Origin of the sequence: Vibrio sp. RE86, assembly GCF_013114545.1 — a bacterium.
In the GTDB taxonomy this organism is placed as follows: Bacteria; Pseudomonadota; Gammaproteobacteria; order Enterobacterales; family Vibrionaceae; genus Vibrio.
Window position 1 is genome coordinate 35,884 of sequence record NZ_VTXI01000005.1, and the last position, 26,218, is coordinate 62,101.

The window sequence follows — 26,218 nt, forward strand, 5'->3', positions numbered from 1 at the left end:
ATGGATAAGAAATCCAATAAGTACAGTCAGCTATTGTTTGATGATGTTGAACGAATCGATCATGACCAGGACTACTGGTTTCAGTTACGTGGCAGTGTATCAAATCCTTTGATTGATGCTGCGACGCCTTTGCTGGGCTTGTCCATCCGAATTCGCCAGTTGGTCGAATGTGACAATATCGACGTCATCTATGATCAGACAATTGAAGAAATTAAAACCATTGAGATTGAATTGACTGAACAGGGTTATGACCAGTCAGTATTGATGGCGTATCGCTACATTCTGTGTGCCTTTCTCGACGAGTCGGTACTAGGTACTGAGTGGGGGGCCTCATGTATTTGGGCTGAGCACTCTATGTTATCCCGTTTTCACAATGAAACGTGGGGAGGCGAAAAGGTCTTTACGATTCTAAAACGACTCGAGGCAGAACCCGCGAATTACATGCCACTCATAGAGTTTATTTACCAGTGCTTAATCCTTGGTTTTGAGGGTAAGTATCGCGTGATTGTCTCTGGTGAAGCTGAGAGAGAGAAAATTATCGAACAACTTTACAAACTTCTCTATGCCGGTGGTCAAGCAGAAAGCGCACCGTTAGCGCACGCTACTGACCACGTTGTGCGCTCAAAATACAAGCTGAGCAAGCAAGTGCCTCTATGGTCTATTTTTGCCGGATTTTCTCTACTCTGGATCGGAGTATTTCTTGGCTACAGCTATGTATTACATCTCAAATCCAGTGATGTCATCGAACAACTAAATCAAATCTTATAAGGCTAGGTGAACTCCGTGATACGTATTGAACTTCCCGTTCTTATCTCAAAATTGAACGAACAGTGTAAGTTAGCTCTAGAGCAGGCAGCCAGTCTTTGTATTGAAAGACAGTACAGTGAAATTACTTATGAGCATTATCTAGAAGCGTTATTGGACAACCCGTTATGTGATGTGAGGCTGCTCCTTAAACATAGTCAGATTGAATTAGATGACGTGATGAGAGCGGTTTCTACAAGCTTTGAAAGGGACGTTACCTTAGACAGTTATCCAGCGTTCTCACCATTGCTGGTGGAGCTATTGCAGGAGGCATGGCTTCTTTCCACTACGGAGCTAAATCAAACCGAGCTTAGGTCTGGCGCCATCATGTTGGCGGCGCTGCTGCGTGCCGACCGTTATATGCAACCTAATCTTATTCGTGTGTTTGATACGGTGAACCGTGAAGACCTTAAGAAAAGATTTGAATTGCTTCTCGCGGATTCTGCTGAATCTGACGTCCTAAAAGCCAATACGAATGTTACAAAGGCTAACGGGGTCACGAGTGGTAGTTCGTTCTTAGCTAAATATTGTACTAACGTGACAGAGCAAGCCCGTCAGAAAAAGCTGGATCCGGTGTTGTGCCGCGAGAGTGAGATCAACTTGATGGTTGATATTCTTTGCCGTCGCCGCAAGAACAACCCGATTGTAGTTGGTGATGCCGGGGTAGGTAAGAGTGCCATGATCGAAGGTCTGGCGTTGCAAGTGGTATCAGGCTCCGTGCCTCGCCAATTGCAAGGCGTTGAATTGTACTCTTTAGATCTGGGCTTATTACAAGCGGGTGCATCAGTGAAAGGGGAGTTCGAAAAGCGATTGAAAGGTGTGATTGATGACATTAAGCAAGCATCAGCATCGATTATTCTTTTCATCGATGAAGCACATACCTTGATTGGTGCAGGAAACCAAGAAGGTGGCGGTGATGCTGCAAATCTGCTCAAGCCCGCATTAGCGCGTGGCGAGCTCAGCACTATTGCTGCGACGACTTGGAAGGAGTATAAGAAATATTTCGAGAAAGACCCAGCACTGACACGTCGATTCCAACTTGTAAAGCTAGAGGAGCCCAGCGTTGACCAAGCTGTCGATATTCTGCGTGGGTTAAGCTCGGTTTATGAAGAAAGTCATGATGTATTAATTACCGATGATGCGTTGAAAGCAGCAGCGGAATTGTCAGTCCGTTACATTTCAGGGAGACAGTTACCTGACAAAGCGATTGATGTGCTCGATACGGCTTGCGCACGGATTGCCATTAATTTGAGTGCGCCTCCGAAACGATTAGCGTTTATTGACACTGCATGCCATCAGCGACAGCTTGAAATTACTATGTTGGAAAGAGCGCAGCTTCTAGGCCAAAATATCGACCATGAACGCTTAGAGCAATTACGCATTGATGAAAGGCAAGATTTAGAAGAACGAGATTGTTTAACAGAGCGATGGCAAACGCAAAAAACACTCGTTGAAGAGATTATTGCACTGCGTTCTTGTCTTCACGATGACAACCAAGAGAGCGTACTTGAACTTGGGGAGCGAGATAACATTGTCAGTGAGATTCGCAGCAAATACGAACAGCTTAACGCTATTTCTCATGCAGAAAAACTCATTCACCCTCAAGTCGATGCGCAGCAGATCGCGGAAGTCATTGCTGATTGGACTGGTGTGCCAATTGATCAGATGAGTGGTGATGAGCTGCATAAGATTACTCATCTTGACTCCATTTTAGGAGAATCGATCAAAGGGCAGGACGTTGCGATTCAGCGTATGCACCAACACTTGCTTACTGCGCGAGCGGATTTACGTCGTGCGGGGAGGCCTAAAGGGGCGTTTTTGTTGGTTGGTCCTAGCGGTGTTGGCAAAACAGAAACCGTTGTTCAATTGACACAAAGCCTCTATGGAGGTAAGCAGTTTTTAACCACGATCAACATGTCTGAGTATCAAGAAAAACACACCGTTTCACGTTTGATTGGCTCCCCTCCGGGGTATGTAGGCTATGGAGAAGGCGGCGTACTAACAGAAGCAATACGTAAGATGCCATATTCAGTAGTTTTACTTGATGAAGTAGAAAAAGCTCACCCAGAAGTTCTAAACCTGTTTTATCAAGCCTTTGATAAAGGCGAGCTTGCGGATGGTGAAGGTCGAATTATTGATTGCCAAAACATTGTGTTTTTCCTCACATCGAATCTTGGTTATCAAACCATTGTCGATCATGCTGAATGTGAACAAGGCTTGGATGAAGCTCTCTATCCTGAATTGGCCGCTTTTTTTAAGCCAGCCTTGTTGGCGCGTATGGAAGTTATCCCATACATGCCACTTAATCACGACGTGCTACGAAACATTACCTTAGGTAAATTGGCGCGACTCGAGTCTTTATTCAGCGAACGCTATAACGCAGAAGTCATCATTGAAGAGTCGCTCATCGATGAAATTCTTGTCAGGTCAACGCGAGCAGAAAATGGCGCCCGCATGCTAGAGGCGATAATTGAAGGTCAATTGCTTCCTCCAGTGTCTTTGGCGCTATTGAATAAATTGGCAGAACAGCAGCCAGTAGAGCGCATCTACCTTTCAGCTCAGAATGGTCAGTTTATCGGTGAGGTTGATTAGTTATGGCTAAATGGTTAGAGCGAATCGTGGATCTCATTGGAAGTAATACGAATCAAGCCTTGGTTGATGGTTTTGCAGACTCACTTAGGCAAGAGCTGGGGCTCGAAAGTTGTTTAGTATTGCAACCTACTTCTGATGGCCGACGTTTGACCCCTCATGATTCCTCGTTGGGCTACTCTTGGGCTGTAGATGATCTTAATACCCCATTTGCACACGTATTACAAAGTGCGAGTAAGATGAGCTTGTCGAGTGATGAGTTGCTTTTCTGGCAATCTGATCGGGCATTTACTGATTTGGTCTCTCGCGTTGGAATGTTCGACACCGTGTTCGTTTATCCTTTGCCAATGGAATCAAATCAGGTGCAATTGATTCTGTTCATGGTGGGAGACCAAGAAAAGGTTGAACGCGCATTCTCTAGTTCAGACTGTAAGACATTCATTGATGTTTTTTGTAAGCAATGGAATCTATTGTTAGAAAAAGAACGAGAGAAAAGAGAGGCCAAAGCGCTGTCAGAGTCATTGAATGACATAGAGAAGGCGACAAAAAAAAGAGAGCGAGCGGATGAGCTTTCTCAATCCCTCATTGGTGATAGTCGTATTATGCGTCGTTTGCGAGAGCAGATAGTCAGCGCAGCTGAGTCACAGCTATCGGTTATGGTTCAGGGAGAAACAGGGACAGGGAAAGAGCTTGTTGCACAAGCCGTCCACTCTTTATCCACTCGCCAAGATAAACCGTTTATTGCGATAAATTGTGCAGCGATTCCAGACAACCTCTTGGAAAGCGAATTGTTTGGTTACTGTAAAGGGGCTTTTTCCGGCGCCGATTACGATCGAAAAGGGTTAATAGCCCAAGCGGATGGCGGCACTCTTTTCTTGGACGAAATCGGTGACATGCCCGTCACTTTACAAGCAAAGCTATTGCGTGTTTTAGAAACCAAGCAATATAGACCTGTCGGTGGAAAAGAAGAGCTGAGCTCAGATTTTCGTTTGGTTTCAGCGACTCACGTTAATCTTATCGCTCAAGTACATTCGAAACAGTTTAGACAAGACCTCTACTATCGATTGTTTCAGTACCCACTTTCATTGCCAAAACTGTCGGATCGTTTAGACGATCTAGAACGACTATGTGAGCACTTTGTATCAGACTTTAACCACAAGCATGGCACCCGTATCATGGGTCTGCATTATCGTGCGATAGAGTGTCTCAAGCAGTATACGTTTCCTGGTAATGTCCGAGAGTTAAAACACTTGATTGAATTTGGTTGCGCTCAATGTCGAGGCGAGCTGGAAGTGCAAGAAGGTCACCTTGCCAATCGTATAGCAAGTCTAAACTTTGAGCTGAAAGCGGTTTCAGCTCCAACGCCACAAGACCTTGTTCCAAGCTTTACACAGGACAATCCTTACTATGTCCATCAGAGTGAGTTCTCGACCATAACGGATCTCAAACAAGCCGTGAGTGATTACGAAGAACAAATCATTCGTGATCGACTGTTTAAGTTTTCAGGAAATCGCGCAAAAGCCGCGAAAAGTTTAGGGATCCCGAAAAGGACGCTCGCTTATAAGTGCCAGAAGTTGGAGATTAAAGCGCAATGAGAGGCTTACTCCTTTTAGTGTTTGTTTTGGTATCCAACAGTGTTTTATCTGAAGAGCTAACAACAGAGAAAGTACAACAAGCTTTAGGTTGTCGCTTGATTCCAGAGCGCCTTGAGCGCCTTGATTGTTTTGACCGTGCTTTTTCCACGCCTGCTCAAATCCCATTAGCAGGGACAACACAGGAAAGACCCAAAGCTTGGCAGCTGGCTTTCAATGAATCTATTGAGAGTGGGAGTTTTTATGAAGGAAGCAACGACAATGGAGATGCTTGGCTTATTCTTCGTCCGCTTTCTGCTAGCTCAGAGCCTGACCCGGTTATCGTAATGAGTTGCCTGAATAAGATAAGCCGAGTTGAAGTAGCATTGCCGAAGCCGATAGATGATGGGCGAATCACGTTATCAATAGGTAGGGGCTCAAAGCAGTCTTGGCGTAGTGACGATGAAGGGATCGTGTTCTCATCTGCTCAAGGATTGCCTGCGATCAACTTGATGAAATCAATAATGCAGAAATCGGACTTTGAATTGCACTCGAGCGCTACTGTCCTCGAAGGGTTGTCGTTCAACTCTAGTGGCATAAGCTCTGCGATTAAACCTCTTAGAAAGCAGTGTGGGTGGTGAGTATGGATATCACAACTTATCGTTCCAGCATTGTGACTCCAATTAGCCGAACTTCACCCGTTGGGGAGCGATTGATCGATGAGCCGTTATTTGACTTTATCGAAGATCAGATGATGAAGGTTGGCTCTCTTTCTCATAGTTTAGTGCAATGGAGTGAAGTTGAATTCAGTGCTGTGACTTTACTTGGAGAGAAGAGTAAAGACATCAAGTTACTGGTTTATCTGTTGCAATGCCTGCATAACGATCTGACGCCAAGTCGTTTGATTACCTCCTTTGGAGTGATGAGTGACTTCATGTCCCATTATTGGGAAGAGAGTTTTCCTGCGCCTGGCAAGAGGGGCAACTTACCGCGCCGAAAATACTTTAGCCAAATGTGTCAGCGATTCTCGATGGTGGTCGACAAGTTTGACTTTTCGCTTCTTGATAGTCAATCGAGGGATGAACTCGTCCAGGCAGTTAGCGTATGGGAAAGCACCATTGAAGCACAAAGTCTTCAATCGGATATCGTTGAATCTCTTGTTGTCTCTATCAGGCACAAAATCAAACAAGCTGAAGACAGGGCGCAGTTAGCTCAGCCTGCACCGTCTTCCCGAGTAACAGCTCAAACATCGACTCCTCAAAACTCGAAGCTGTCTATTGATAACTCCAGTGATAAAGCTGTTAAGGACACACTGTTAAAGGTTGCTGACTTCTTGGCTGAACAAGAATTTGGTATTGCCTTAGCAACTCGTTTACGTAGACACGCAGTATGGGGCGCAATAACAACATTGCCTGACCATGATGAACAAGGTCATACCATGCTGCGGGGTATGCAAGCTGACCGGGTTAAGGAGTATCAAGACCAGATGAAAAGCCCCGATCTTGCCCTTTGGCGACGTGTGGAACAAAGCTTAACTCTGGCACCGTTTTGGTTTGAAGGGCAATTGCTCAGTCATGATATCGCTAAGGTGTTAGGTCATGACCCTTTGTGTGATGCAATTAAGCAAGAAACTCAGCAGTTTATCGATAGGTTCCCTAGTCTCTGTGAATTGAAATTTAAAGGAGGCTCTCCGTTTGTTACTGATTCGGTTCGACATTGGCTTCAGGCAGAGGAAAGCACTTCTTCAGTAATGGCTGGTGGGTGGCAAGAGCAGCGTGAAAGTACCTTTACTCTTGCTAGGGAGGGGGGAATTGCTGTTGCTATGTCAAAACTCAATGACGGTTTGCAAGCAGCGACAGAACCGCGAGAGCGCTTTTATTGGCGCTTGCTGAGTGCGGAACTGATGCAAGAGCACCAACTTGAAGAGATTGCGAAAGAGCAATACCACACGTTAAAGCAAGAAGTACTACAAGCGAGTGTCTCTCAATGGGAACCCACACTCATAGAACAACTAGAAAGACACACCTCGTCAGATTAAGTGAAAGGATTACCCATGTGGAAAAGTATGATTGGACTATTGGCAAAATTTAAATTTGGGTTGATCACCGCATTACCTGCTCTTCTTATCGCTCTTTTTATCTTGGTGAATGTAGCGATATGGTGGATGGGACCTTGGTTGGATCTTCAAGGTAGTAAACCACTAGAGACTTGGTTATCTAGTGGTGTCGCAAGTACAGTTTTCTCTTTGTCTGCGTTCTCAGTTTGGGGTATTTGGCAGTGGAAAAAGCTGCAACAGCTTAACAGTCAACAGCGCCGAGAAGAACAGCTAAACGCTGACCCTATTGCTCTCTTTGAAGAACGTCAAGAAACAGAGTTAAATAGCGTTATGGCTGAAATGAAACACAGCCTCAACACTCGAAATTATCTCTATGCACTTCCTTGGTATCTGGTACTCGGATTAGAAAATGCGGGCAAGACGAGTTTAATAAACCGCTCAGGACAAAGCTTTGCCCTATCTTCCGTCATGCGAGCGTCAGGGCGAAAGAGCGACAACCCATACTCTTTTGATTGGTGGGTTGGCGATGAGTCGGTTCTTATCGACCCCGATGGAGAATTGCTCACTCAAGGTAACCGTAGTGAAGACAATGATGGTGAACTAGAAAGGCGGTTGTGGCTTAATTTTGTAAGTTGGTTAGATAAAACTCGCAGCCGACGACCTCTTAATGGCATTGTGCTTGCGCTTGACGTATCACATTTGGCAACGGCGACGACAACAGAGCGCAAAGCCTATGCAAGCTTAATACGTGCTCGCATTCGTGAACTGATGGAGACGCTATCGACGCGGCTTCCTGTCTACATTACTTTAACCAAGTTAGATTTACTCTACGGATTTGATACGTTCTTCCATTACTACTCAAAGACTGAACGAGATGATGTGCTTGGCTTTACCTTCTCATTAGAATCAGTTGATAATCTCGATCATTGGCTTGAAGAATTTGTTGTTGAATACGGTCAATTTGTGTCACGTGTTCAAGATGCGCTTCCTCATATTGCCTCATTACCGATTAGCCAAGAGGAGCGAGGCGCTGTTTACAGTTTTTCTCGCCAGCTGTCTGGGTTACAAGATGTATTACATAACTTTCTTGATGATGCTCTGTCGAGTGACCAATTCTCGACTTCAGCTTTAGTGAGGGGCGTTTACTTTACCTCAGTCTATCAGCAAGGTGTGCCGACTAACGCATTCAGTGATTCAGCCGCAAGACGTTATGGACTTTCTCATGCAGTTAATAAGGCGCAGAAAGTAAAGAACTCGACAGCCTATTTCACACGCAGCTTGTTCAGCAAGATCATTTATCCAGAAGCGGGATTAGCCTCCGACAACTTTCGGGTTGCGAAACAGAAGCGCCGATTAATTGGACTCTCACTAGCGGTGTGCACGGTAGCTTCGTTTGTGCTGATTGGTAGCTGGCATCGTTATTACTTGGCGAATATAGAACAGTCGGATGCGGTGTTAAGCAAAGTGAGCGAATACCGGGAACAATTCCCATCCAGTTTGACCCTTGTTTCTCAGCAAGACATGTTGGATCCGCTGAATAAGATTCGCCAAGCGACGTTAGAGTTTGGTTTTTTCAGAGATAAGCCTCAGTACATTTCTGACTTAGGGCTTTATCAAGGACATGAGATAGGGCCTAGGGTAGAAGAGACCTATTTGAATTTACTGGAGACCCGTTTTCTGCCTTTACTAATGGCTGATGTCATTGTTGATTTGAAGCACGCTCAAACCGACGAAGAGAAACTCGCGACTCTGAGGGTCTACAAGATGTTGGTCGATCAAAGCGGGCGTTACAAAAATTATGTTCTCGACTATTTTGCCCATTATTGGCAACGCAGCTTTGTAGGCCAAAAGCAGGTTCAAGAAGAGTTACTCGAGCACCTTGACTATGCAATGCGTCATACTGATCTCGAAGGTGCACGTGCTTCCGGTGATGAAAGTGTCCAAGCGGTAATGAAACCGTATGAAAATACGATCGCTCAAGTTCAAAGTGAACTGAGTACTATGCCGAATGACCAAAGGGTCTACCGAAATTTGAAACTCAACGCTGAGTCGGTTTTGGGGCCATCAATCAGCCTTAGAAACTTAGTGGGGCCTATTTTTGATGTTGTATTTGAAGAGCGAGTAAGCAACCAAAGTTTATATATCCCTCAAATGTTAACTAAGTCTGGTTTTGAAGACTATTTTATGCCGCGCTCTGAGTCTGTTTCAGAATTGGCTCTGATAGACAGCTGGGTACTGGGCCAATCTAAAACTGCTCAATTTAGTGAAGCTGATAAGAAAGTCTTGAGGGAAAAAATTCGTGAACTCTACGTGTCTGACTATGTGAACACTTGGCGGGTCGCGCTTAATGACATTGATATGAAGGGGTTTACTGACATCAATGATGCTGTAAACGTGTTGGAGAGTTTAACCAGCAATTTAGAGCCTCTTCATCGTCTGTTGCGCACACTGGAAAGTAATACTCAGGTGGTTGCTGGTCTAGATAGCGGTGATAGTGATGCTCAGCAAGAGCTTGTTAAAAGTGCAAAGTATCGAGTTGCTTCCGATATTCAGGCACCGTTTTCTGAGCTGAATTTAATGCTGAAACCTGTTGGTGACCAGCCAGCTTATGTCGACGAGGTTTTGACATCCATAGATGATCTCAAAAATTATCTAAAGTCGATTCAAGAGTCTCCAAACGTCGGGATGGCCGCGCTTACTGCAACCAAAGAGCGAGTTAAGCTGGTGAGTGCCGATCCTATCTATACACTCACTAGGATTGCATCGGGTTTACCGCAGCCACTGGATGGCATGATCGAAAAAATCGCCGATGAGAGTTGGTATGTGGTGAAACAAGAAGCGATCCGTCATTTGGAAGTGCGTTGGCATGAAGATGTCTACAAACCATTTAGTACTAAACTGGCCACGCGTTATCCGTTTAACAATGAGTCGAACAAAGATGCAGCGTTAGAGGATTTTGAAACGTTCTTTGCGCCAAACGGCACACTAGACAATTTCTACGTCAATCAGTTGAAGGTCTTTATAGAAGAAAATATTTCAGTTGATGAGTATGGTTCACCGCAATCTCTGATTCGTCCAGAGGTACTGAGTCAAATAGAACAAGCTCAGCGTATTCGCCACGCATTCTTCAACCGTAAGGGCGTACTAGATGTCGATTTTTCTGTTGAGCCTATACAGCTTAGCGGGAACAAGAGGCGCAGTGTTTTGAATCTCGACGGCCAATACCTTTCATATAGTCATGGCCCAAGAGAAGGCGTTGAGCTTATATGGCCAAATACATTAAGGGATTCGGCTGTTTCAAAGGTGACTCTGGTACCAAACGGAACCAATTTGTCTCCGAGGAGTATCAATAGACAAGGCCCGTGGGCGCTGTTCAGGTTGCTCGAGAAAGGCAATGTAGTAGCAGCAAGTAAAACGTCTGTGGACTACCAGTTCTCAATTGATGGAGGCAGCATGATCTATCGAGTCAATGCCGAATCGGATGCTAACCCATTTACTGAGCGACTATTCAAATCATTTAAATTGTCTAAGACACTCTATTAATCAGTTGGGATGGAGCGTTTTATTCACGCTCCGTCCTATTTGCGGGATGAAGTACTTATGCCCAACACACTATTACTCGATCAGAAACTTTATACTGTCACAACGGACTCAGAGAAAATTCGTTCGCTTGAGTCCTACGTGGCAGTGAGAGAAGAAATTAACGGAAGATTTACTCCATTCGCTGGTGGAACAGATTGGCAAGTCGTACTAAAAGAGAGTGAGGCGCTAGCACAAGGGGAGGGAATAGACCTTCTTATGAGCAGCTACTTATCTATTGCAAAGTTAAAGTTAGAGGGGATTGCGGGATTTGCGAATGGGCTCGAACTCGTTTTGTCGTGCCTGATGCAGCTCTCTAAACCGGATACGAAAGCAGCTAAAATGCGCAAAGATATTCTGTCTTGGATAAACCAAAAAGCGATTCCAGAAATCAAGAATATGAAGCCAAACCATGAGCTGCTGAAAGACTTGTATCGCAGTGAACGGATGTGCGAGAGGATTCATGAATGGATGAGTCTTCAGCAGCCAAAGCATGAGGTCGATTTTGAAGGTTTGGGTTTTGTATTGTTCGAGCATATTGATCGGATAGAAACTCAATATCACACATTGGTCAAGCGTCAGGAGAAGCAGCAGGTAGAGCCTCAGAGCGCGGGCTCTAGAAATCGCTCAACTATCAATGCATTTCTCGCTAGTCTGTTGACTGCGGCGGCATGCATTGGGGGCTTTTGGCTTTACTTGAACCCTTATGTCCTGAATGAATATCAGTATAAGTCGTGGCAGAGTGTTCCTACGCTTGATGCGACGAGAGCTGAAGCCTTTCTTAATAATACCTCGGCTGAACAACTGCGTTTGTATAGAGATAAGTTAGTCCCTCTCTACCAAGCCGAGATTAGCGAACGGCTGAAAAAGGCAGCAGATGAACCATACCGCCATCTTTTGGATCAGCTCTCAGTACTACAAACTTTGTACAGTGAAGACCAACAAGTTAATGCGCTTACGCATAGTGTAGCCAAGGAACGAGAGGCGGCATTAGACCAAGTTAATCTAATGATAGAACGGTTCGGGCTTGCAAGAACGCAAATGGCGAATATCTCGAAGTTAGTGAAAAGTAAACGTTGGGCGGACGTCGAAGCTCAAGCCAAACGACTTGAAGACTACGCGGTGAGCCTTTCTCCTATCTATGGCCGGGCCGACTTTATCCAAGCTTTGCTGGAGCAGAAGCAATTTCAGCGAGCAGAGGATGAGCTTCTCGAGCTCAGAAATCGACTAAACAACCTAGCATGGCAAACGGTAGAGCTAAATCAACGACTTGAAAAAGAGAAGAAAGAAATGAGTTTGTAGTAACCGCTTAATACTTGCACTTTGGAACAATGATCTATATAAATTCCGCTTTCCTTTTCCATGACCTAATTAAAGTAAGGGTGAGCGACAATGACACACTTTTGGCAGCAAAAGTCTTTAGAAGAGATGACTGAAGAAGAGTGGGAATCTCTTTGTGATGGTTGCGGTAAATGCTGCTTACATAAGCTCATGGATGAAGATACCGACGAAATCTACTACACCAACGTTGCGTGTAGTCTCCTGAATAGCAAAACGTGTTCGTGTAAAGATTACCCGAACCGTTTTAACTACGATGAAGAGTGCACGAAGCTAACCCGTGATGATATTGAGGATTTCACTTGGTTGCCGCACACCTGCGCTTATAGACTTCTTGCAGAAGGTCAACCTCTTCCTGAGTGGCACCCTCTGATCACTGGCTCCAAATCGGCGATGCATGCTGCAGGAGAAAGTGTGCGAAACAAGGTGGTGTATGAAATCGATGTCGTCAATTGGGAAGACCATATTTTGAATCACCCAAATCGCGATTAGCCTTTCAAAAAACAGTCACTTAGGTGGCTGTTTTTTTATCTGTAATATTGATAACTCCATAACAGTCATAGGTTTATTGTGGTGTACACTTGAAATATCCCTGCTTGGGTGATGTGCATGTGATTGAGTCACTCTCATCATGCCATCTACAAGCGTTTCTTTCTTTAGAGGTGATTATGGAATCATTGTCTCTCCGACCTTTATCTTTGTACACTCGTTGGCTGTTATTGCTTCTTAGCCTGACGTTAAGTTTTAGTGTTCTTTCGGCGCAAGAGTCCGCTATACAGAGCCCATCACGTTCAGAAATCGCGATCAATAAGATCAATTCTGACCTCAGGGAGTTGTCTGACACACTCACTATTTCAAGCGGGGATGAAAAAGACGCTCTGCAATTGAAATTGTTCCAAAAAAATGAAGAGCTTCGATCGGCACTCTCAACGGCAGTGTCACAAGGCTCAATGCCTAAAGACGCACTGATTGCACAGGTTGAGCAGCAGCAAGTTTACTCTCAAGGCGCGGCTCTCTACTTAGAAGATAAAATTAAAACGCTCAACATTGAAATTGATAAAGCCAAAGATGAAGAGCGTCTCTCTTTGCTCAATGATTACCAAGAACTCCAGCACTATTTAGACAGTGTCATAAGGTCAAATTGGCAGAATATTGAGTGGCTGAAAAAGCTAGGCGTAGATGAAACGGAAGCCGAAATTAAGTTTCGTGACGTTGTATCGAAACGCTTGAGGTTGATGTCGGCTTCGGTGGAGTATTTCAATCAGCAGATCAGTGTGGTTGGCAAGCAATTGACGGCCAGCCCGGACTCTGAGAAAGCGTCGCTTCAATTATCTCAGTTGGTGATCAAGCAGCGCATGAATATTGCGGTAGACAGCTTAACGTCTTTGATATCGATCGCCGATAATCTTGGGTTGGATACTTCTGAGTATAAACGTTTGATGTTTGAAGTGACTGGAAGTATCACTCAGGACTTGTTTGAAGGTAAGGTCATTCTCTCCATATTATCTCATTGGTCTGCGAACATTTGGGATTGGTTTGGTAGTAATGCCCCTCAGCACCTGTTCCAATTGTTTATCTTTGCACTGTTGATTTTCGTCACTAAGTTGATGGCAAAGCTGGTTCGCAAAGTGGTGAGTAAGACGGTGGTTTCGAAGAACCTCAAGTTGTCTCAGCTTATGCAGGATTTCTTCATCGGTATGTCGGGAAATATTGTCTGGGTCATCGGTATCATGGTCGCCTTGTCACAACTTGGGCTTAACTTAGCGCCTGTGCTGACCGGTTTTGGTATCGCGGGTGTCATTATCGGTTTTGCACTGCAAGATACTTTGTCCAACTTTGCTGCAGGGATGATGCTGCTTATCTATCGTCCATTTGATGTCGGAGATTTTGTCTTCGCTGGTGGAGTTGATGGTAAGGTCAGCCACATGAGCTTAGTGAACACCACCATTAAGACGTTTGATAACCAGATCATTATTATCCCGAATGGTAAGATTTGGGGTGATGTCATTAAAAACGTTACTCATGAACGAGTGCGTCGTGTTGATATGGTCTTTGGTATTGGTTATTCGGATGACCTGCTCAAAGCTGAAGCCATCCTTACTGAGATTGTCATGGCACACCCAGATGTACTCCGCACTCCAGAACCTAATATCCGCGTTCATACACTGAATACATCTTCCGTTGATTTTATTGTTCGCCCTTGGGTAAAAACTGACGACTATTGGGATGTGTATTGGGATGTCACCAAGGAGGTCAAATTGAGATTTGATCGAGAGGGTATTTCGATTCCTTTCCCTCAACAAGATGTCCATTTGCATATGGTTAAAGAATCAGAATAAGCGATAAAAAAAGCTCACCACGAAGGTGAGCTTTGACTTAGGGAAGGAAGATAGCAAATTAGCTGGCCGCTGCTGAATTAGTGACGGCTTGATTGAACTCTCCACGAGCCATCTGAGCTTGCTCTGACGCCTCTTGTTTGCGTTCTTGAGCTTTAGAAACCTCATCCAATGCTTCTTGTAGGTCATTGTATAGTTCTGGTGGCAAATGATGGTCAGCAAACTCTTCATCACCGGAATGCTCTAATGCAAATGCACGAATACGCTTTTTCACTTTAAGTACGTGAGCCATAGCTTGGCGTTCTTGCTCGGCTGCTTCTTGAGCTGTATCACGGCTACGTTCGAATCGAGCGAGTGCCATACCTTCAGAAGACCATGGATCCATTTCTGGAAGATCTTCGATGTTGATCGTCGGTTCGACATAATCCTCTTGGTGACGTAGGTCTAAGCTCGTTGCGCGTACCGCAGAAATCATCAACATCACTGAAATACCAAGTAGAGGTAGGCCACCGACAATTGCGGCGGTTTGCAGTGTGCTAAGGCCGCCCAAGAACATCAAAACAGTCGGGAGGAATGATAGGGTGAACGCCCAAAATAGACGGTTCCAACGCATCGGTTCTTCCGTGACATCATTTTGCACTACAGATGCCAAAATATAGGAGATGGAGTCAAACGTGGTTGCAGTAAAGATGATACACAAAATCGTGAATACAGCGATGACGACAGTGCCCATTGGCAGCGCGCCCAACATAGAGAAAATGGCTTTGGTTGCGCCTTCAGTGTTCAGAATCCCCACAACATCAAGCTCACCTGAAAGTTGAAGCGAAAGGCCATAGTTACCTAGAATCATGAAGAATAGGAAACAGCCCATTGAGCCGAAGAAGATCGAACCCGACACCATTTGTTTGATAGTGCGACCACGTGAAATACGGGCAACAAATAGCCCCATGCTTGGCGCAAATACTAGCCACCAAGCCCAGTAGAAAATCGTCCAATCTTGAGGGAAATGGGTGTTTTCAAACGTACCATAACCACCAAATGGTTCTGCCCATGTTGCCATCACAAAAAAGTTAGACAGCATACGACCGATCGAATCTAAACCGGTTTCAAGCATGAAGATGGTTGGTCCTACGACAAGAACAAATGCGAGCAGCCCCATTGCACCCCAAAAGTTGATGTTACTCAGTACCTTGATGCCTTTTTCCATACCAGCGTATGAAGAGTAAGCAAAGATAGCGGTACAGACGAGAAGAACAGCAATTTGGCTAAGCGTGGTTTGTGGGATGCCAAATAGAGCATTTAAACCTTCCCCTATTAGAGGCGCAGCCAAGCCTAGTGTGGTTGCAGCACCGCCAAGTAGACCGAAGATAAATAGGATATCGACAATTTTACCCGCTGCACCTTTAGTACGCTCTTCGCCAAGTACTGGCATCAGCGCGCTAGACACTTTGAGTACCGGTTGTTTGCGGACATAAAAGAAGTAAGCGATAGGAAGGGCTGGGATTAGGTATATAGCCCAAGCAATTGGACCCCAGTGGAACAAACCATAGGTAGCAGCCCAACGAATAGCTTCTTCACTACCAGGTTCTAGCTGGAAAGGTGGAGATTGATAGTAATAAGCCCATTCTATACAGCCCCAATAAAGAATGCTTGCGCCGATGCCGCCACAAAAGAGCATGGCAGCCCACGAAGAGGTTGCGAATTCTGGTTTCTCGTCAGGGTCGCCTAGTTTGATTTGGCCCATGTCACTAAAAATGACATATATCATGAAGAAAAATGCACTCAACCCTAAGGCTAAGTAAAGAAAACCGAGTTTATCGGTCATAAAGGTTTTTGCCACCGCAATCCATTCTGCTCCCTGCTGGGGGAATAAGATTAACGGCGTTACAATGGATAAGAGCAGAGCGATAGCACCGAAGAAGGTCGGTTTATCGATCAGCGAAAAGGAATTTTTCACGCGTTAAGTTTCCATAATCAATAGTCGCTTGATTATGGAACTAGACGAAAATACCAACAAACGCAGATTATTGTCGATAAGATAGAAGTTTTTATTACTCTATGATTAAGCCATTAAAGTACGGCGAGAAGAATACCGCCGATGGTTGCCGCTGCGGAAAGATATTGCCCCGCTGAGTATGAACCATCATCCTCTTCTTCAATTTTATCTGGGTGATCCATGCCTAACGCACCGTGCGCAAAAGACTCGACTTTGTCGCTAACGGTTTTTCCGTCCTCGACTTTGCTGTCTTTCTCTAGTTGCTGGAGCGCAGCCAAAAGTGCCTTTCCTTCCTCTGAAAGGGTCACCTTATTCTGTTCAACCTTTAGCGGCGCTGGGCCTGCGTCTTGGGTTGCAGCTGTTTGAGGTTTTACCTGCTGGGTAGGGGGCAGCTTCGCTGGCTCCATGCCTACTGGGGTCATAACGATCTCCTTACATCATCCTCAGACAATATATCGACTGCTCGGTGAAAAACTTGTGCAAAATATGCAATATTTGTATAAAAACAACGCAAGCATAAAGTGTGCCTAGTTTATAAACTCCTTCAATAATGTCTATTCGGACATTGAGGGAGGTAGACGTATAGTGCCAAGCAAGTAGGATGCCTATTCACAATCTAGGCTATCGTTACGCTTAGATAGGTGCTTGTAGGCGGCCATTCTGTTTTCCATTTGGACGTACCGAACTGGCGGCGCGAGGACATGAAGTAAATAGTCTTGATTTTGGTTGTCTTGCTCTGTGATGCTGTTTGTTGGTGTGATCACCACAACGTTAAGATTAGGATTACGCTTTAGGATCGAGGCTTTTGTACCCAACCCTTGCTCTGTATGAAACTTTCCTGCGATATGGACAACTTGGTGTGTCGTGTTTTGGTCTAAATAAAGTGTGATGCTTTCTGCCATGGTCTCATCCCAAGACACTTGTGCAGCATATTGTTTTTCGGTTTGTTCCGGTTTCCCATGATGCATTGAGGCCATGAACTTTTCTTTGTACGCGCTATTAGAAGTGTCTATCGACTGTGCAAGGTAGCTACGCTGCTCGTCATTAAGCTTATTAAGGTAACTGAGTCCTTTGCGACCGATGCAACGCACGAAGGGTTTTGGAGCATTAGCGGCGATAACGTTAAGATCGTTAGCTTTTGCCAGTTCAACTAAAGGTCTATAGTCACTTTCATAATTTGGCCAAGCATTACTATCTTTTATCAGAACTTGTTCACCAATCTTCCCCGATAGGTAGTTATCAACAACAGCTTGCTTGTCTCTGGAGAACTGCTCCATCGAAACAGCGACCTCTCGAGATTCTTTAAGCTGTTCGATCAAATTGGTCTGAAAACGGTGGATACCCGCGTGAGTGTGCCATTCACCAACCAAAATAACGTCAGCATCAAGGAGCGTCTTTGGAAGGGAATCTAGAGAGAGTGTTTGCTGGCTTGGTGAGTAGAGTTGGTAGTCATAATACGTACTCACGGCACTTTCTGGGTTTTGAGTAGAGATAGAAGAGCAAGCAACAAGAGCAAAACAGCTTAGGGAAGTGGCGAACAGCCGAAACATAAGAACCTCCATTATTATATGCAGTAATAGTAAAGGAGGCTCTTTAATAACTCAATAAAAATGAGAATTGTTATCAAGTGTTCTTTCTGTACACTCTAACCATAAAATCAACCTCACATTGATATAGTGTAGCGGACTTTAGTTTCTCTCTGAGCTCTTCAGATGCTTTCCAAGCGAAAGGCGTCATTTGCAACAAATCATGTGAATCACCTTCAACAAGATCCATCACATAACTAAGCTTCTCTTCTTTCTCGAGAGCGAAACCCTCTATCGTCTCTGGCTCTTCGCTATGGAGGCGAACATCAGGGTAGATTTCATCGCGTAGCTGGTAGAGGTGGCGACCAGCAGGGGTAACCGTGACGACCACACCATTGCCTTTAACAACGCGCTGCAGCTCCTCGGCCTTACAAGGGGCGTAAATTCTTAGTACGCCATCAAGGCTCGCACTCTCAAATGGTAATCGATGGCTAGAAGCAACACTAAACTGGCAGTTTAGGTAGCGTTTGGCGGCATAGCGGATAGCGACTTTGGAGATATCCAAGCCGTACACATTGGCTGATTCTGAATGAGCGGAAAGAGCATTGGCGACTTCTGTTGTGTAGTAGCCCTCGCCACAACCGATATCGAGTAGCTTGTGGTCGGTCTCTTTTAGTAAGTCAGCACATAGGTTGGCAATATGAGCTTTTAGAGGTTGATAGTATTCTTTCTCTAAGAAACGACGGCGTGCCTGCATCATCTCTTTATTATCACCTGGATCTTTTGAGCGTTTGTGCTGAACTGGCATCAAATTGATGTAGCCCTCTTTGGCTAAATCAAAGGCATGGTTGCTTTCACAACGGTAGCTGCGCTCGGATAGAGAAAGAGGCTGATGACATAAAGGGCAGGTGTAAGACATAAAGTGCTCAATTCAATATTTGTGAGCGCAAAGTCTAGCAGGATCGAGTTCTGGGAAAAAGATTTTATCTTGATGCTGCCCCAGAGCATAAGGGGATCTGGGGCAGAAAGTGGTGTGGTTTTTATTGAGCCGTAATCGTTGTGACTAGCTGGTGGCTTTCACCCGGTTCAAGTGATTTACCTTGCTCAAGTGATGGCGCATGCAATGTTGACTCAACACATAAGAATGTCTTGTAACCATCGTCTTGCATATCACCCATAGATTGTGCACCTTCAGCCCATGGATTCCACAATACTGCAGAGTTGTGGCCTTGGTTTTTAACAACCAACGAACGATTCAGTACTGGGTCAGCAACGGTAATTTGAGTTTCAGGTTGGGTGTAAACACGGTCGATTGTATCGGTCAATTGCAAAGTCTCGCCACCCTGACAAACTTCACCACCTTTCAAGCTATCGATGTACTCAGGGCCCATACCTGTTGTTGTCGTTTGCTCAATATCACCAACGGTTAGATAAGTGTGGAGTGCGCCTGAGAACGTCCACGTTTTGGTATCGGTGTTGGTAACGTCCAGTGTCACTTTGAGTTCATCGCCAATTTCAACCAATAGATGAGCTTGGAACTGATGCGGCCAAACTGCAAGTGTTGTTTCTGAAGGCAGCAGACCCAATTCGATGATCACTCCGTTTTCATTTTCACGGTGCTCTAGTAATGTCCACTCGCTGTTACGAGCAAAGCCATGAGCAGGCGCTGCAATGCGACCAAACCAAGGCCAACAGATCGGAATACCGCCACGAAGTGCTGTTTTACCATCAAACTTAGCTTGCTGGCTCATCCAAATCAGGTCTTCTTGACCGTTAGGTTTGTAGGAAAGAACATGGCCGCCAAATAGAGATATCGCCGCCGTGGCTTTATCATGGATAACACGCACGGCTTTAACCGAATCAATTTCAACGATTGTGATGTTGTCAGATAAAACCGTTAGAGCTGGGAGGGTTGATAAATCCATTACATAATCCTTTTAAGGGAAATTGAATTCAAATACGAAAATAAGGTGCTGTTTTCTGTTATGAATAGGCTGATTTCAGCCGTATTTGGATTCAATCTCATTGTGAGCGTCATACAGATACAAAAAAGGCGACTCGAAAGCCGCCTTTTCAAAATTCATACGCTAATTGCGCATCCTAAGAAATTACTTAGAGATGTGTGCGATTAGGTCTAGAACTTTGTTTGAGTAACCGATTTCGTTGTCGTACCAAGATACAACTTTAACGAACTTGTCGTTAAGTGCGATACCAGCTTTAGCATCGAATACTGAAGTGCAAACTTCACCGATGAAGTCTTGAGAAACAACTTGGTCTTCAGTGTAACCTAGAACGCCAGCCATTTCGCCTTCAGAAGCTTCTTTCATTGCTGCACAGATAGCTTCGTAAGATGCGCCTTCTTTTAGGTTAACTGTTAGGTCAACTACAGAAACGTTAGCAGTTGGTACGCGGAAAGCCATACCAGTTAGTTTGCCGTTTACTTCTGGAAGTACAACGCCTACAGCTTTAGCAGCACCAGTTGAAGATGGGATGATGTTCTGAGAAGCACCACGACCACCGCGCCAGTCTTTAGCAGATGGGCCGTCTACAGTTTTTTGAGTTGCTGTAGTAGCGTGAACTGTAGTCATAAGACCAGATTCGATACCGAACTTGTCGTTAAGAACTTTAGCGATAGGCGCTAGACAGTTAGTAGTACAAGAAGCGTTAGAAACGATGTCTTGACCAGCGTAAGTGTCGAAGTTAACGCCGCTAACGAACATTGGAGTTGCGTCTTTAGAAGGACCAGTTAGAACAACTTTCTTAGCACCAGCAGTGATGTGCTTACGTGCAGTCTCGTCTGTTAGGAAAAGACCAGTTGCTTCAGCTACAACGTCAACGTCGATAGCATCCCATTTTAGATCTTCTGGGTTACGTTCAGCAGTAACACGTACAGTCTTACCGTTAACGATTAGGTTACCACCTTCAACTTCAACAGTACCGTTGAAACGACCGTGAGTTGAATCGTACTTAAGCATATATGCCATGTACTCTACGTCGATTAGGTCGTTAATACCTACTACTTCGATGTCGTTACGCTCTTGCGCTGCACGGAAAACGAAACGGCCGATACGGCCAAAACCGTTAATACCTACTTTGATAGTCATTATAGTTGCTCCACAACTTAATTTCTGATTAAAGATAACTGGTAGTAAAATTACAGAATCCAGTCAAAATCTGCAACTGATAATCGGACTTAACTTGTTTAAAGTCAAAAAAAAGCGTCGCTTTTTTTCACAATTAGTCGCAAATGGTTATCTTTTGAACGGATTACTGGTTTTTTCCCTAACCAGTTGACGTAAAATAGTAAAGATGATGCCAGCGATGCTGAAAGTTTAACCATCCTGTTATGGTGTCAAAGTATGTGCTACAAAGGCTGCGCTTCGCAAGTTTTTCGCGAAAAAAGTCATAATAAAAAATGAGAATATGGAGAATTGTTGCTGTGAAACAAAAGGTAGAAAAGGTAGTGATGCCTGATGAACACTGGCGTGAGGTGCTTTCCGGTGAGGAGTATCATGTATGCCGAGAGCAGGGTACAGAAGCCCCTTTTTCAGGTAAGCTGCTGCATAACAAGAAGACGGGAATTTACTCATGTACCTGTTGCCAAGCACCATTGTTTGTCTCTGATAGTAAGTATGACTCAGGCTGTGGCTGGCCTAGCTTCGATGCCCCTATCAATGATGAGGCTATTCGTTATTTAGAAGACGTAAGTCACGGAATGGTCAGAACTGAGATCAGATGTGCAGCTTGTGATAGCCATTTAGGTCACGTTTTTCCTGATGGGCCAAAAACAACAGGCGAACGTTTTTGTGTAAACTCCGTGTCGTTAATTTTCAACAATTCATAAAAAAGCGGTGAATTATTCACCGCCATTTGTTTTATCCTTTCAGTAGACAGTCAGCTACTTGAATTTAGGTACTAGCCCTTTGTTGAAGGTGCCGCTGCTAATGGCATCTTCGACATCCTCTGCAATATCGTCTAACTGACTGTAGGTACTGTTATCAAACCCATAGAGTAATTGCAGCTCACTTTCAGAAGCTATAGGCACTTCATAGTGCTTTGCAACCATGGTCCAAATATAGGCTTCTTTCTTATTGCCCAAACGATAAGTCGTACTTGCTAAAGATTTGAAAACCTCGGTATTGACGTTGCCTCGTTTGGTCAGCTCAAGCGTCTTGATCAATAAGTCATGAGTTTTCTGTTGGTCACGACTAGTGTAGAAGGTCGCGAGCGCATATTGCATTTCTGCATTTTCTAGCGCTGGGCTGCCTTCAAGCTGAAGAAAATTACGACGCGCACTGTCACTGCCCGTTTGGCTCCACAGGAAGTAATAAGATTCAGGTGATTGGGACTTTTCCAACACAGCGACAATCGATTCTAGATCTTCTGCGGAGTTAATAAGAGCATTAAAGCGTCTCTCTTTTAGACCTGATTGATCAATTGGCTGAATTTGAGATGCCAACTCAAGACACTTCTTATAGCCAGCGAGTAGTTCATACTCTTTAATTCGATTTTCATCACTTGGATTTTTTAACACTTCAAAGCGATGCCAGATAAGATCAGTGCGTGGAATTCGGCACTGGCCATCACCCATATTGAGGCGTTCACATTGTAGGCTTGGATTACTACTACAAAGTTGTTCTGTGTTCTTGTTGCTTTCGAAGCAACCTACTAGGGAGAAGCCTGCACTTAGAAGTACTAGCAGTTTTAGTTGATTCATACTGTCGTTGCTTGTGATCCGTTACACTTAATTATTGTTGCTGCCTTGACTAGAGCAGCTAGCCCGTTAATGTGCGCTTATCTTGTTATAACTGATTAGGATATACCATGGACGCAAACCAGTTAATAGATGCCATCACTCCAGAGGCTTATGAGCGTCTAGTTTTCGCTGTAGAAACAGGGAAATGGCCTGAGGGTACCCCACTTTCACAAGCGCAGCGAGACTCTTGTATGCAAGCTGTGATGTTGTATCAGTCTAAGCATAATTCACAAGCGCAACATATGACAGTCGCGCAGGGTGGAGAAATTAGCTTTAAGTCGAAAGCTGAGCTGAAAAAGCAGTTTCAAGATGGGCAAGAGGACATTGTCCGCATCAACCCAAACGTTGAAGGGTAAGAAAAAGGCAGGGAGTCCCTGCCTTTTTGTATTTTGATGTAGGTTTAGCCACAGCATTTTTTAAATTTTTTGCCACTGCCGCAAATACATGGGTCATTGCGACCGACTTTGAGGCTCTGCACAGTCTGTTCTAATCGAGGATCAACGGTTGTTTCCTCAGGGAAAGTACCATCAATGTAAAACCAGAGTGCATTTTCACGAACAAAACGAGAACGCTCTTCCAAGCAATACTGTTTTTCCTCTTCATTAAAGAACGCTTTAAAGGTTACAAAGCCTTCTTCGGAGTTTAAACCAGGCTCCGATTCAATAACTTCCAGTCCGCACCACTCACTTTTGATGGAATCTGCAATAGCATCGCGTTGTTCTTCTGCGTGGCAGCTTGGGTGGTAGGTATTGACCACATAATCGACAAGCCCTTTTACATGCGCAGAGTAACGTGAGCGCATTAGCTTCTCAGGTGTATCGGCGAGAGAGTGGTTGTTGTGAATAGGTTCACAACATTGGTTGTACTCGAGAGTATTCCCGCAAGGACACGAATTCATAATGACTCCAATTAATTCGTTTTCACAGAAAGAAGTTCTGCCGCCCATTTCACAGAGGCATCGTAGCATTCACTTAGTGTCTGCTGATCTAGCCCGAGAGTGTCGCAGTGGCGTTGCACCTCTTCCCATTCTGCTTTTTCGTAAGCTTTGGTTAGGTCAAGAATGGTGCCGAGTATGCCTTCATTTTTAGTGATTGCGAATTTTATTGTTTCATCAACGGAAATTTCTTCGACGATTTGTTCTAGTGGGCGATCAAGTAAGCTATCTAGCAAAGAGAACATCCCCGTTAGAAAGGCCTGACCTGGTTCAAAGCGGTGTTTGAGTCTAGACGCGACCAATTCGCAATAGCGTGCTCTTTGAATCGACAACCCATAAAGATAATCTGGTTTACTGTCTTGTGTAGAAGCGAGAGCCACTAACGATATGAACTTACGCAGCTTGTCCTCACCAAGGTAAACCAATGCTTGTTTAAATGACTGAATACGAGTTTTGACGATCGATGACGAATTCACGAACGTTAAAAGCTTGTAGGAGAGCGTCACATCTTTGCTGATGAGTGATTCAATCATCGGGTAATCAATATTCGGTTTGGCAATTTCAGTCAGCAGTTGCACCACCGTCATAAATGAGGGTTCTAGTGATTTACGACTGATCATCTCCGGCTTGCTAAAAAAGTAACCTTGGAAATATTGGAATCCAGCCGCTTTTGCTTGCTCGAACTCCTCGTAGGTTTCGACCTTCTCGGCAAGAAAAGTGATATCAAATTCAGACAAACGCATCATGAAAATCTGCGCTTTAGCAATAGGCACGGTCTGAATGTCGAATTTGATCATAGAAACGTAAGGTAGAAAGACCTTCCATTCACGGCTCGGTACAAAATCATCAAGTGCAATCTTGTAGCCGAGGGATGACATCTCTTTTACGGCTTCTAATAACTCTTGTGTAGGCTCGCAGTTTTCAAGAATCTCTACGACTAGGTTGTCAGCAGGAAAAAGAGTTGGAACACGGTTCACCAAGCTTTGATAAGGGAAGTTAACAAAGCCAAGTTTATCACCGAGTGTTTCATAATGCGTCGAGAGGAAATGGTCAGACAGAAGACGGCTGGTCGCTTGTTCTGGATCGATCTCTGGGAACGTATTTTTCGGCCCGTCCCTAAATAGCAGTTCATAACCAACGGTATGTTTGTCAGTGTCGAGTATGGGCTGTCTAGCTATATAAGAGTATTTCAAGGTATATACCGCGCTCCGTGTAACATATTCACAAGTGTTAGCTACCCAAAATGGGTGACATAAAGCAGTGCTATAAGCCGAAAATTATTTGCCAAAAGGGCGTTGTTGTAACTCTGATTTGTCGTTATCGTACACCAGTACTGAACCTTGTGTATACCAGTCTCCTAGCACAATTCTAGTATATTTAGTGTTGTTTTTATTAAATGTATGTACGTTTGGCCGATGAGTGTGACCGTGGATCATTAAGTCAACGTTGTGTAGTGTCATAACACGCTCAACTTCATGTTGTGTCACATCCATGATATCAAGTGATTTGGTCTGTTTATCGGTACGGATGTCAGATTGTACTTTCGCTACGATTTTTTGCTTAATGAACATCGGGATGCGATTGAAGACCCATTGAAGCCATGGTTGATGGACTTTCGCTCGAAACTCCAAATACTTTACGTCTTCGGTACAAAGCGTATCGCCGTGAAGTACGACGGCTTTCTTACCGTAAAGGTCGATAACGGTCTCATCGCCCAATAATGTCACACCGGTTTGTTTAGCAAAACGCTTGCCCACCAAAAAGTCACGGTTACCTTGTGTGAAAAAACACGGTACGCCTTTTTGCGTCAGAGACTTAAATTCGTCGCGAATAACCTGAGCAAAGTCAGAGCGGTCATCGTCGCCTACCCAAAACTCAAACAAGTCACCGAGTACATAAAGGGCATCGGCATGTATGGCCTCTTCACGCATAAAGCGAACGAAGCATTGAGTAATATCGGGTGTGGTCGGGGATAAGTGAAGATCGGAGATAAATAGTGTGGTCATAGTCATTTAAGAAGAGAGCGCAACAATGTGCGCTCTCTAAATCTAAGATTATTCTTCGATTGTTGTGCCAGTGATTAGCACGTCTTCTAGTGGTACGTCTTGGTGCATACCGTAAGAACCAGTGCTCACACCTTTAATCTTGTTCACAATTTCCATGCCTTCAACAACTTCAGCGAATACACAGTAACCCCAACCATCTAGGCTTTCGCTGCGGAAATCTAGGAATGTGTTGTTGTTTACGTTGATGAAGAATTGAGAGCTAGCTGAATGCGGTTCCATTGTACGAGCCATCGCTAGTGTGCCAACTTTGTTGCTTAGGCCGTTGTTCGCTTCGTTTTTAATTGGTGCACGAGTTGGCTTTTCACGAAGACCAGACTCCATACCACCACCTTGAATCATGAAACCATCGATAACACGGTGGAATAGTGTGTTGTCGTAGAAACCATCACGGCAGTACTGTAGGAAGTTTGCGCAAGTTTCTGGTGCTTTCTCTTCATTTAGTTGAATTTTGATGTCACCAAAATTTGTGTGAAGGGTGATCATGATTATGTCCTTTACATAGGTTTTTGACTTGAAGCCGCGATTCTAACGTAACTTTTCAGACATTAATACGTGAAAAGTAAGGGGTGAGACCTGAGTATAGGTGTTAATGATGTCTTTTTGCTCATTTGAGGGATGACGAAACGAAGCGTGAGTTGGTATACTGAACCACTATTTTGTTTCACCA

22 protein-coding genes are annotated in these 26,218 nt (G+C 44.5%); 11 read left to right on the top strand and 11 right to left on the bottom strand.

The window, feature by feature from the left end:
• From icmH to F0231_RS06625, 9 genes are all read left to right on the top strand, one after another.
• Nucleotides 1–768, top strand: coding sequence for a type IVB secretion system protein IcmH/DotU (gene icmH / locus F0231_RS06585; RefSeq protein WP_171758926.1), 768 nt, complete (start codon nucleotides 1–3; stop codon nucleotides 766–768).
• Between the two features lie 15 nt (nucleotides 769–783).
• Nucleotides 784–3,396, top strand: coding sequence for a type VI secretion system ATPase TssH (gene tssH / locus F0231_RS06590; protein WP_171758927.1), 2,613 nt, complete (start codon nucleotides 784–786; stop codon nucleotides 3,394–3,396).
• Between the two features lie 2 nt (nucleotides 3,397–3,398).
• The gene (locus F0231_RS06595; protein ID WP_171758928.1) at nucleotides 3,399–4,988 is read left to right on the top strand and encodes a sigma-54-dependent Fis family transcriptional regulator; all 1,590 of its coding nucleotides are present in this window, start codon (nucleotides 3,399–3,401) and stop codon (nucleotides 4,986–4,988) included.
• Nucleotides 4,985–5,605 carry a type VI secretion system-associated protein VasI gene (gene vasI / locus F0231_RS06600; protein ID WP_171758929.1) on the top strand — a complete coding sequence of 207 codons (621 nt, stop codon included), beginning with the start codon at nucleotides 4,985–4,987 and terminating at the stop codon, nucleotides 5,603–5,605. Before F0231_RS06595 ends, vasI begins: the two co-directional genes overlap by 4 nt.
• Nucleotides 5,606–5,607: 2 nt before the next feature.
• The gene (tssA, locus tag F0231_RS06605) at nucleotides 5,608–7,002 is read left to right on the top strand and encodes a type VI secretion system protein TssA (RefSeq protein ID WP_171758930.1); all 1,395 of its coding nucleotides are present in this window, start codon (nucleotides 5,608–5,610) and stop codon (nucleotides 7,000–7,002) included.
• Nucleotides 7,003–7,062: 60 nt separating this feature from the next.
• Nucleotides 7,063–10,563 carry a type VI secretion system membrane subunit TssM gene (gene tssM, locus F0231_RS06610; protein WP_253825747.1) on the top strand — a complete coding sequence of 1,167 codons (3,501 nt, stop codon included), beginning with the start codon at nucleotides 7,063–7,065 and terminating at the stop codon, nucleotides 10,561–10,563.
• A 57-nt stretch (nucleotides 10,564–10,620) separates the two neighbouring features.
• Nucleotides 10,621–11,901 (top strand): type VI secretion system ImpA family N-terminal domain-containing protein, encoded by a 1,281-nt coding sequence (locus F0231_RS06615; protein WP_171758932.1) that lies wholly within the window; start codon nucleotides 10,621–10,623, stop codon nucleotides 11,899–11,901.
• Between the two features lie 90 nt (nucleotides 11,902–11,991).
• Nucleotides 11,992–12,429 (top strand): YcgN family cysteine cluster protein, encoded by a 438-nt coding sequence (locus tag F0231_RS06620; RefSeq protein ID WP_171758933.1) that lies wholly within the window; start codon nucleotides 11,992–11,994, stop codon nucleotides 12,427–12,429.
• 176 nt (nucleotides 12,430–12,605) lie between these two features.
• Entirely contained in the window at nucleotides 12,606–14,276 is a 1,671-nt protein-coding gene (locus F0231_RS06625; protein ID WP_171759109.1) for a mechanosensitive ion channel family protein, read from the top strand.
• 58 nt (nucleotides 14,277–14,334) lie between these two features.
• Here the strand turns inward: F0231_RS06625 and F0231_RS06630 are convergent, their stop codons facing one another.
• The 6 genes from F0231_RS06630 to gap all read right to left on the bottom strand — a co-directional run bounded on the left by F0231_RS06630 (nucleotide 14,335) and on the right by gap (nucleotide 20,899).
• Nucleotides 14,335–16,230, bottom strand: coding sequence for a BCCT family transporter (locus F0231_RS06630; protein WP_171758934.1), 1,896 nt, complete (start codon nucleotides 16,228–16,230; stop codon nucleotides 14,335–14,337).
• Nucleotides 16,231–16,343: 113 nt separating this feature from the next.
• Entirely contained in the window at nucleotides 16,344–16,691 is a 348-nt protein-coding gene (locus tag F0231_RS06635) for a hypothetical protein (RefSeq protein ID WP_171758935.1), read from the bottom strand.
• A gap of 183 nt (nucleotides 16,692–16,874) precedes the next feature.
• Complete coding sequence (locus F0231_RS06640) at nucleotides 16,875–17,819, bottom strand: ChaN family lipoprotein (RefSeq protein ID WP_171758936.1); 945 nt, start codon at nucleotides 17,817–17,819, stop codon at nucleotides 16,875–16,877.
• A gap of 73 nt (nucleotides 17,820–17,892) precedes the next feature.
• Complete coding sequence (gene rlmA / locus F0231_RS06645) at nucleotides 17,893–18,714, bottom strand: 23S rRNA (guanine(745)-N(1))-methyltransferase (RefSeq protein ID WP_171758937.1); 822 nt, start codon at nucleotides 18,712–18,714, stop codon at nucleotides 17,893–17,895.
• Nucleotides 18,715–18,835: 121 nt separating this feature from the next.
• Nucleotides 18,836–19,720 (bottom strand): D-hexose-6-phosphate mutarotase, encoded by an 885-nt coding sequence (locus F0231_RS06650; RefSeq protein WP_171758938.1) that lies wholly within the window; start codon nucleotides 19,718–19,720, stop codon nucleotides 18,836–18,838.
• A 183-nt stretch (nucleotides 19,721–19,903) separates the two neighbouring features.
• Nucleotides 19,904–20,899 (bottom strand): type I glyceraldehyde-3-phosphate dehydrogenase, encoded by a 996-nt coding sequence (gene gap / locus F0231_RS06655; RefSeq protein WP_171758939.1) that lies wholly within the window; start codon nucleotides 20,897–20,899, stop codon nucleotides 19,904–19,906.
• Between the two features lie 335 nt (nucleotides 20,900–21,234).
• Between gap and msrB the strand changes: the two genes are divergently transcribed.
• Nucleotides 21,235–21,639, top strand: a complete 405-nt coding sequence (gene msrB, locus F0231_RS06660; RefSeq protein ID WP_171758940.1) for a peptide-methionine (R)-S-oxide reductase MsrB — start codon at nucleotides 21,235–21,237, stop codon at nucleotides 21,637–21,639.
• Nucleotides 21,640–21,693: 54 nt separating this feature from the next.
• On the opposite strand, the gene F0231_RS06665 is transcribed toward msrB, so the two are convergent.
• Entirely contained in the window at nucleotides 21,694–22,512 is an 819-nt protein-coding gene (locus F0231_RS06665; RefSeq protein WP_171758941.1) for a DUF2989 domain-containing protein, read from the bottom strand.
• 107 nt (nucleotides 22,513–22,619) lie between these two features.
• Between F0231_RS06665 and F0231_RS06670 the strand changes: the two genes are divergently transcribed.
• Nucleotides 22,620–22,907, top strand: coding sequence for a YeaC family protein (locus F0231_RS06670; protein WP_171758942.1), 288 nt, complete (start codon nucleotides 22,620–22,622; stop codon nucleotides 22,905–22,907).
• A gap of 44 nt (nucleotides 22,908–22,951) precedes the next feature.
• Here the strand turns inward: F0231_RS06670 and F0231_RS06675 are convergent, their stop codons facing one another.
• The 4 genes from F0231_RS06675 to F0231_RS06690 form a co-directional block, all read right to left on the bottom strand.
• Nucleotides 22,952–23,449, bottom strand: a complete 498-nt coding sequence (locus F0231_RS06675) for a YchJ family protein (RefSeq protein ID WP_171758943.1) — start codon at nucleotides 23,447–23,449, stop codon at nucleotides 22,952–22,954.
• A gap of 11 nt (nucleotides 23,450–23,460) precedes the next feature.
• A complete protein-coding gene (locus F0231_RS06680; protein ID WP_171758944.1) occupies nucleotides 23,461–24,678 on the bottom strand; it encodes an EAL and HDOD domain-containing protein in 1,218 nt (405 codons plus the stop codon).
• Nucleotides 24,679–24,762: 84 nt separating this feature from the next.
• Nucleotides 24,763–25,491 (bottom strand): UDP-2,3-diacylglucosamine diphosphatase, encoded by a 729-nt coding sequence (gene lpxH / locus F0231_RS06685; protein WP_171759110.1) that lies wholly within the window; start codon nucleotides 25,489–25,491, stop codon nucleotides 24,763–24,765.
• A 48-nt stretch (nucleotides 25,492–25,539) separates the two neighbouring features.
• Nucleotides 25,540–26,034 (bottom strand): peptidylprolyl isomerase, encoded by a 495-nt coding sequence (locus tag F0231_RS06690; protein WP_171758945.1) that lies wholly within the window; start codon nucleotides 26,032–26,034, stop codon nucleotides 25,540–25,542.
• Between the last annotated feature and the right edge of the window lie 184 nt (nucleotides 26,035–26,218).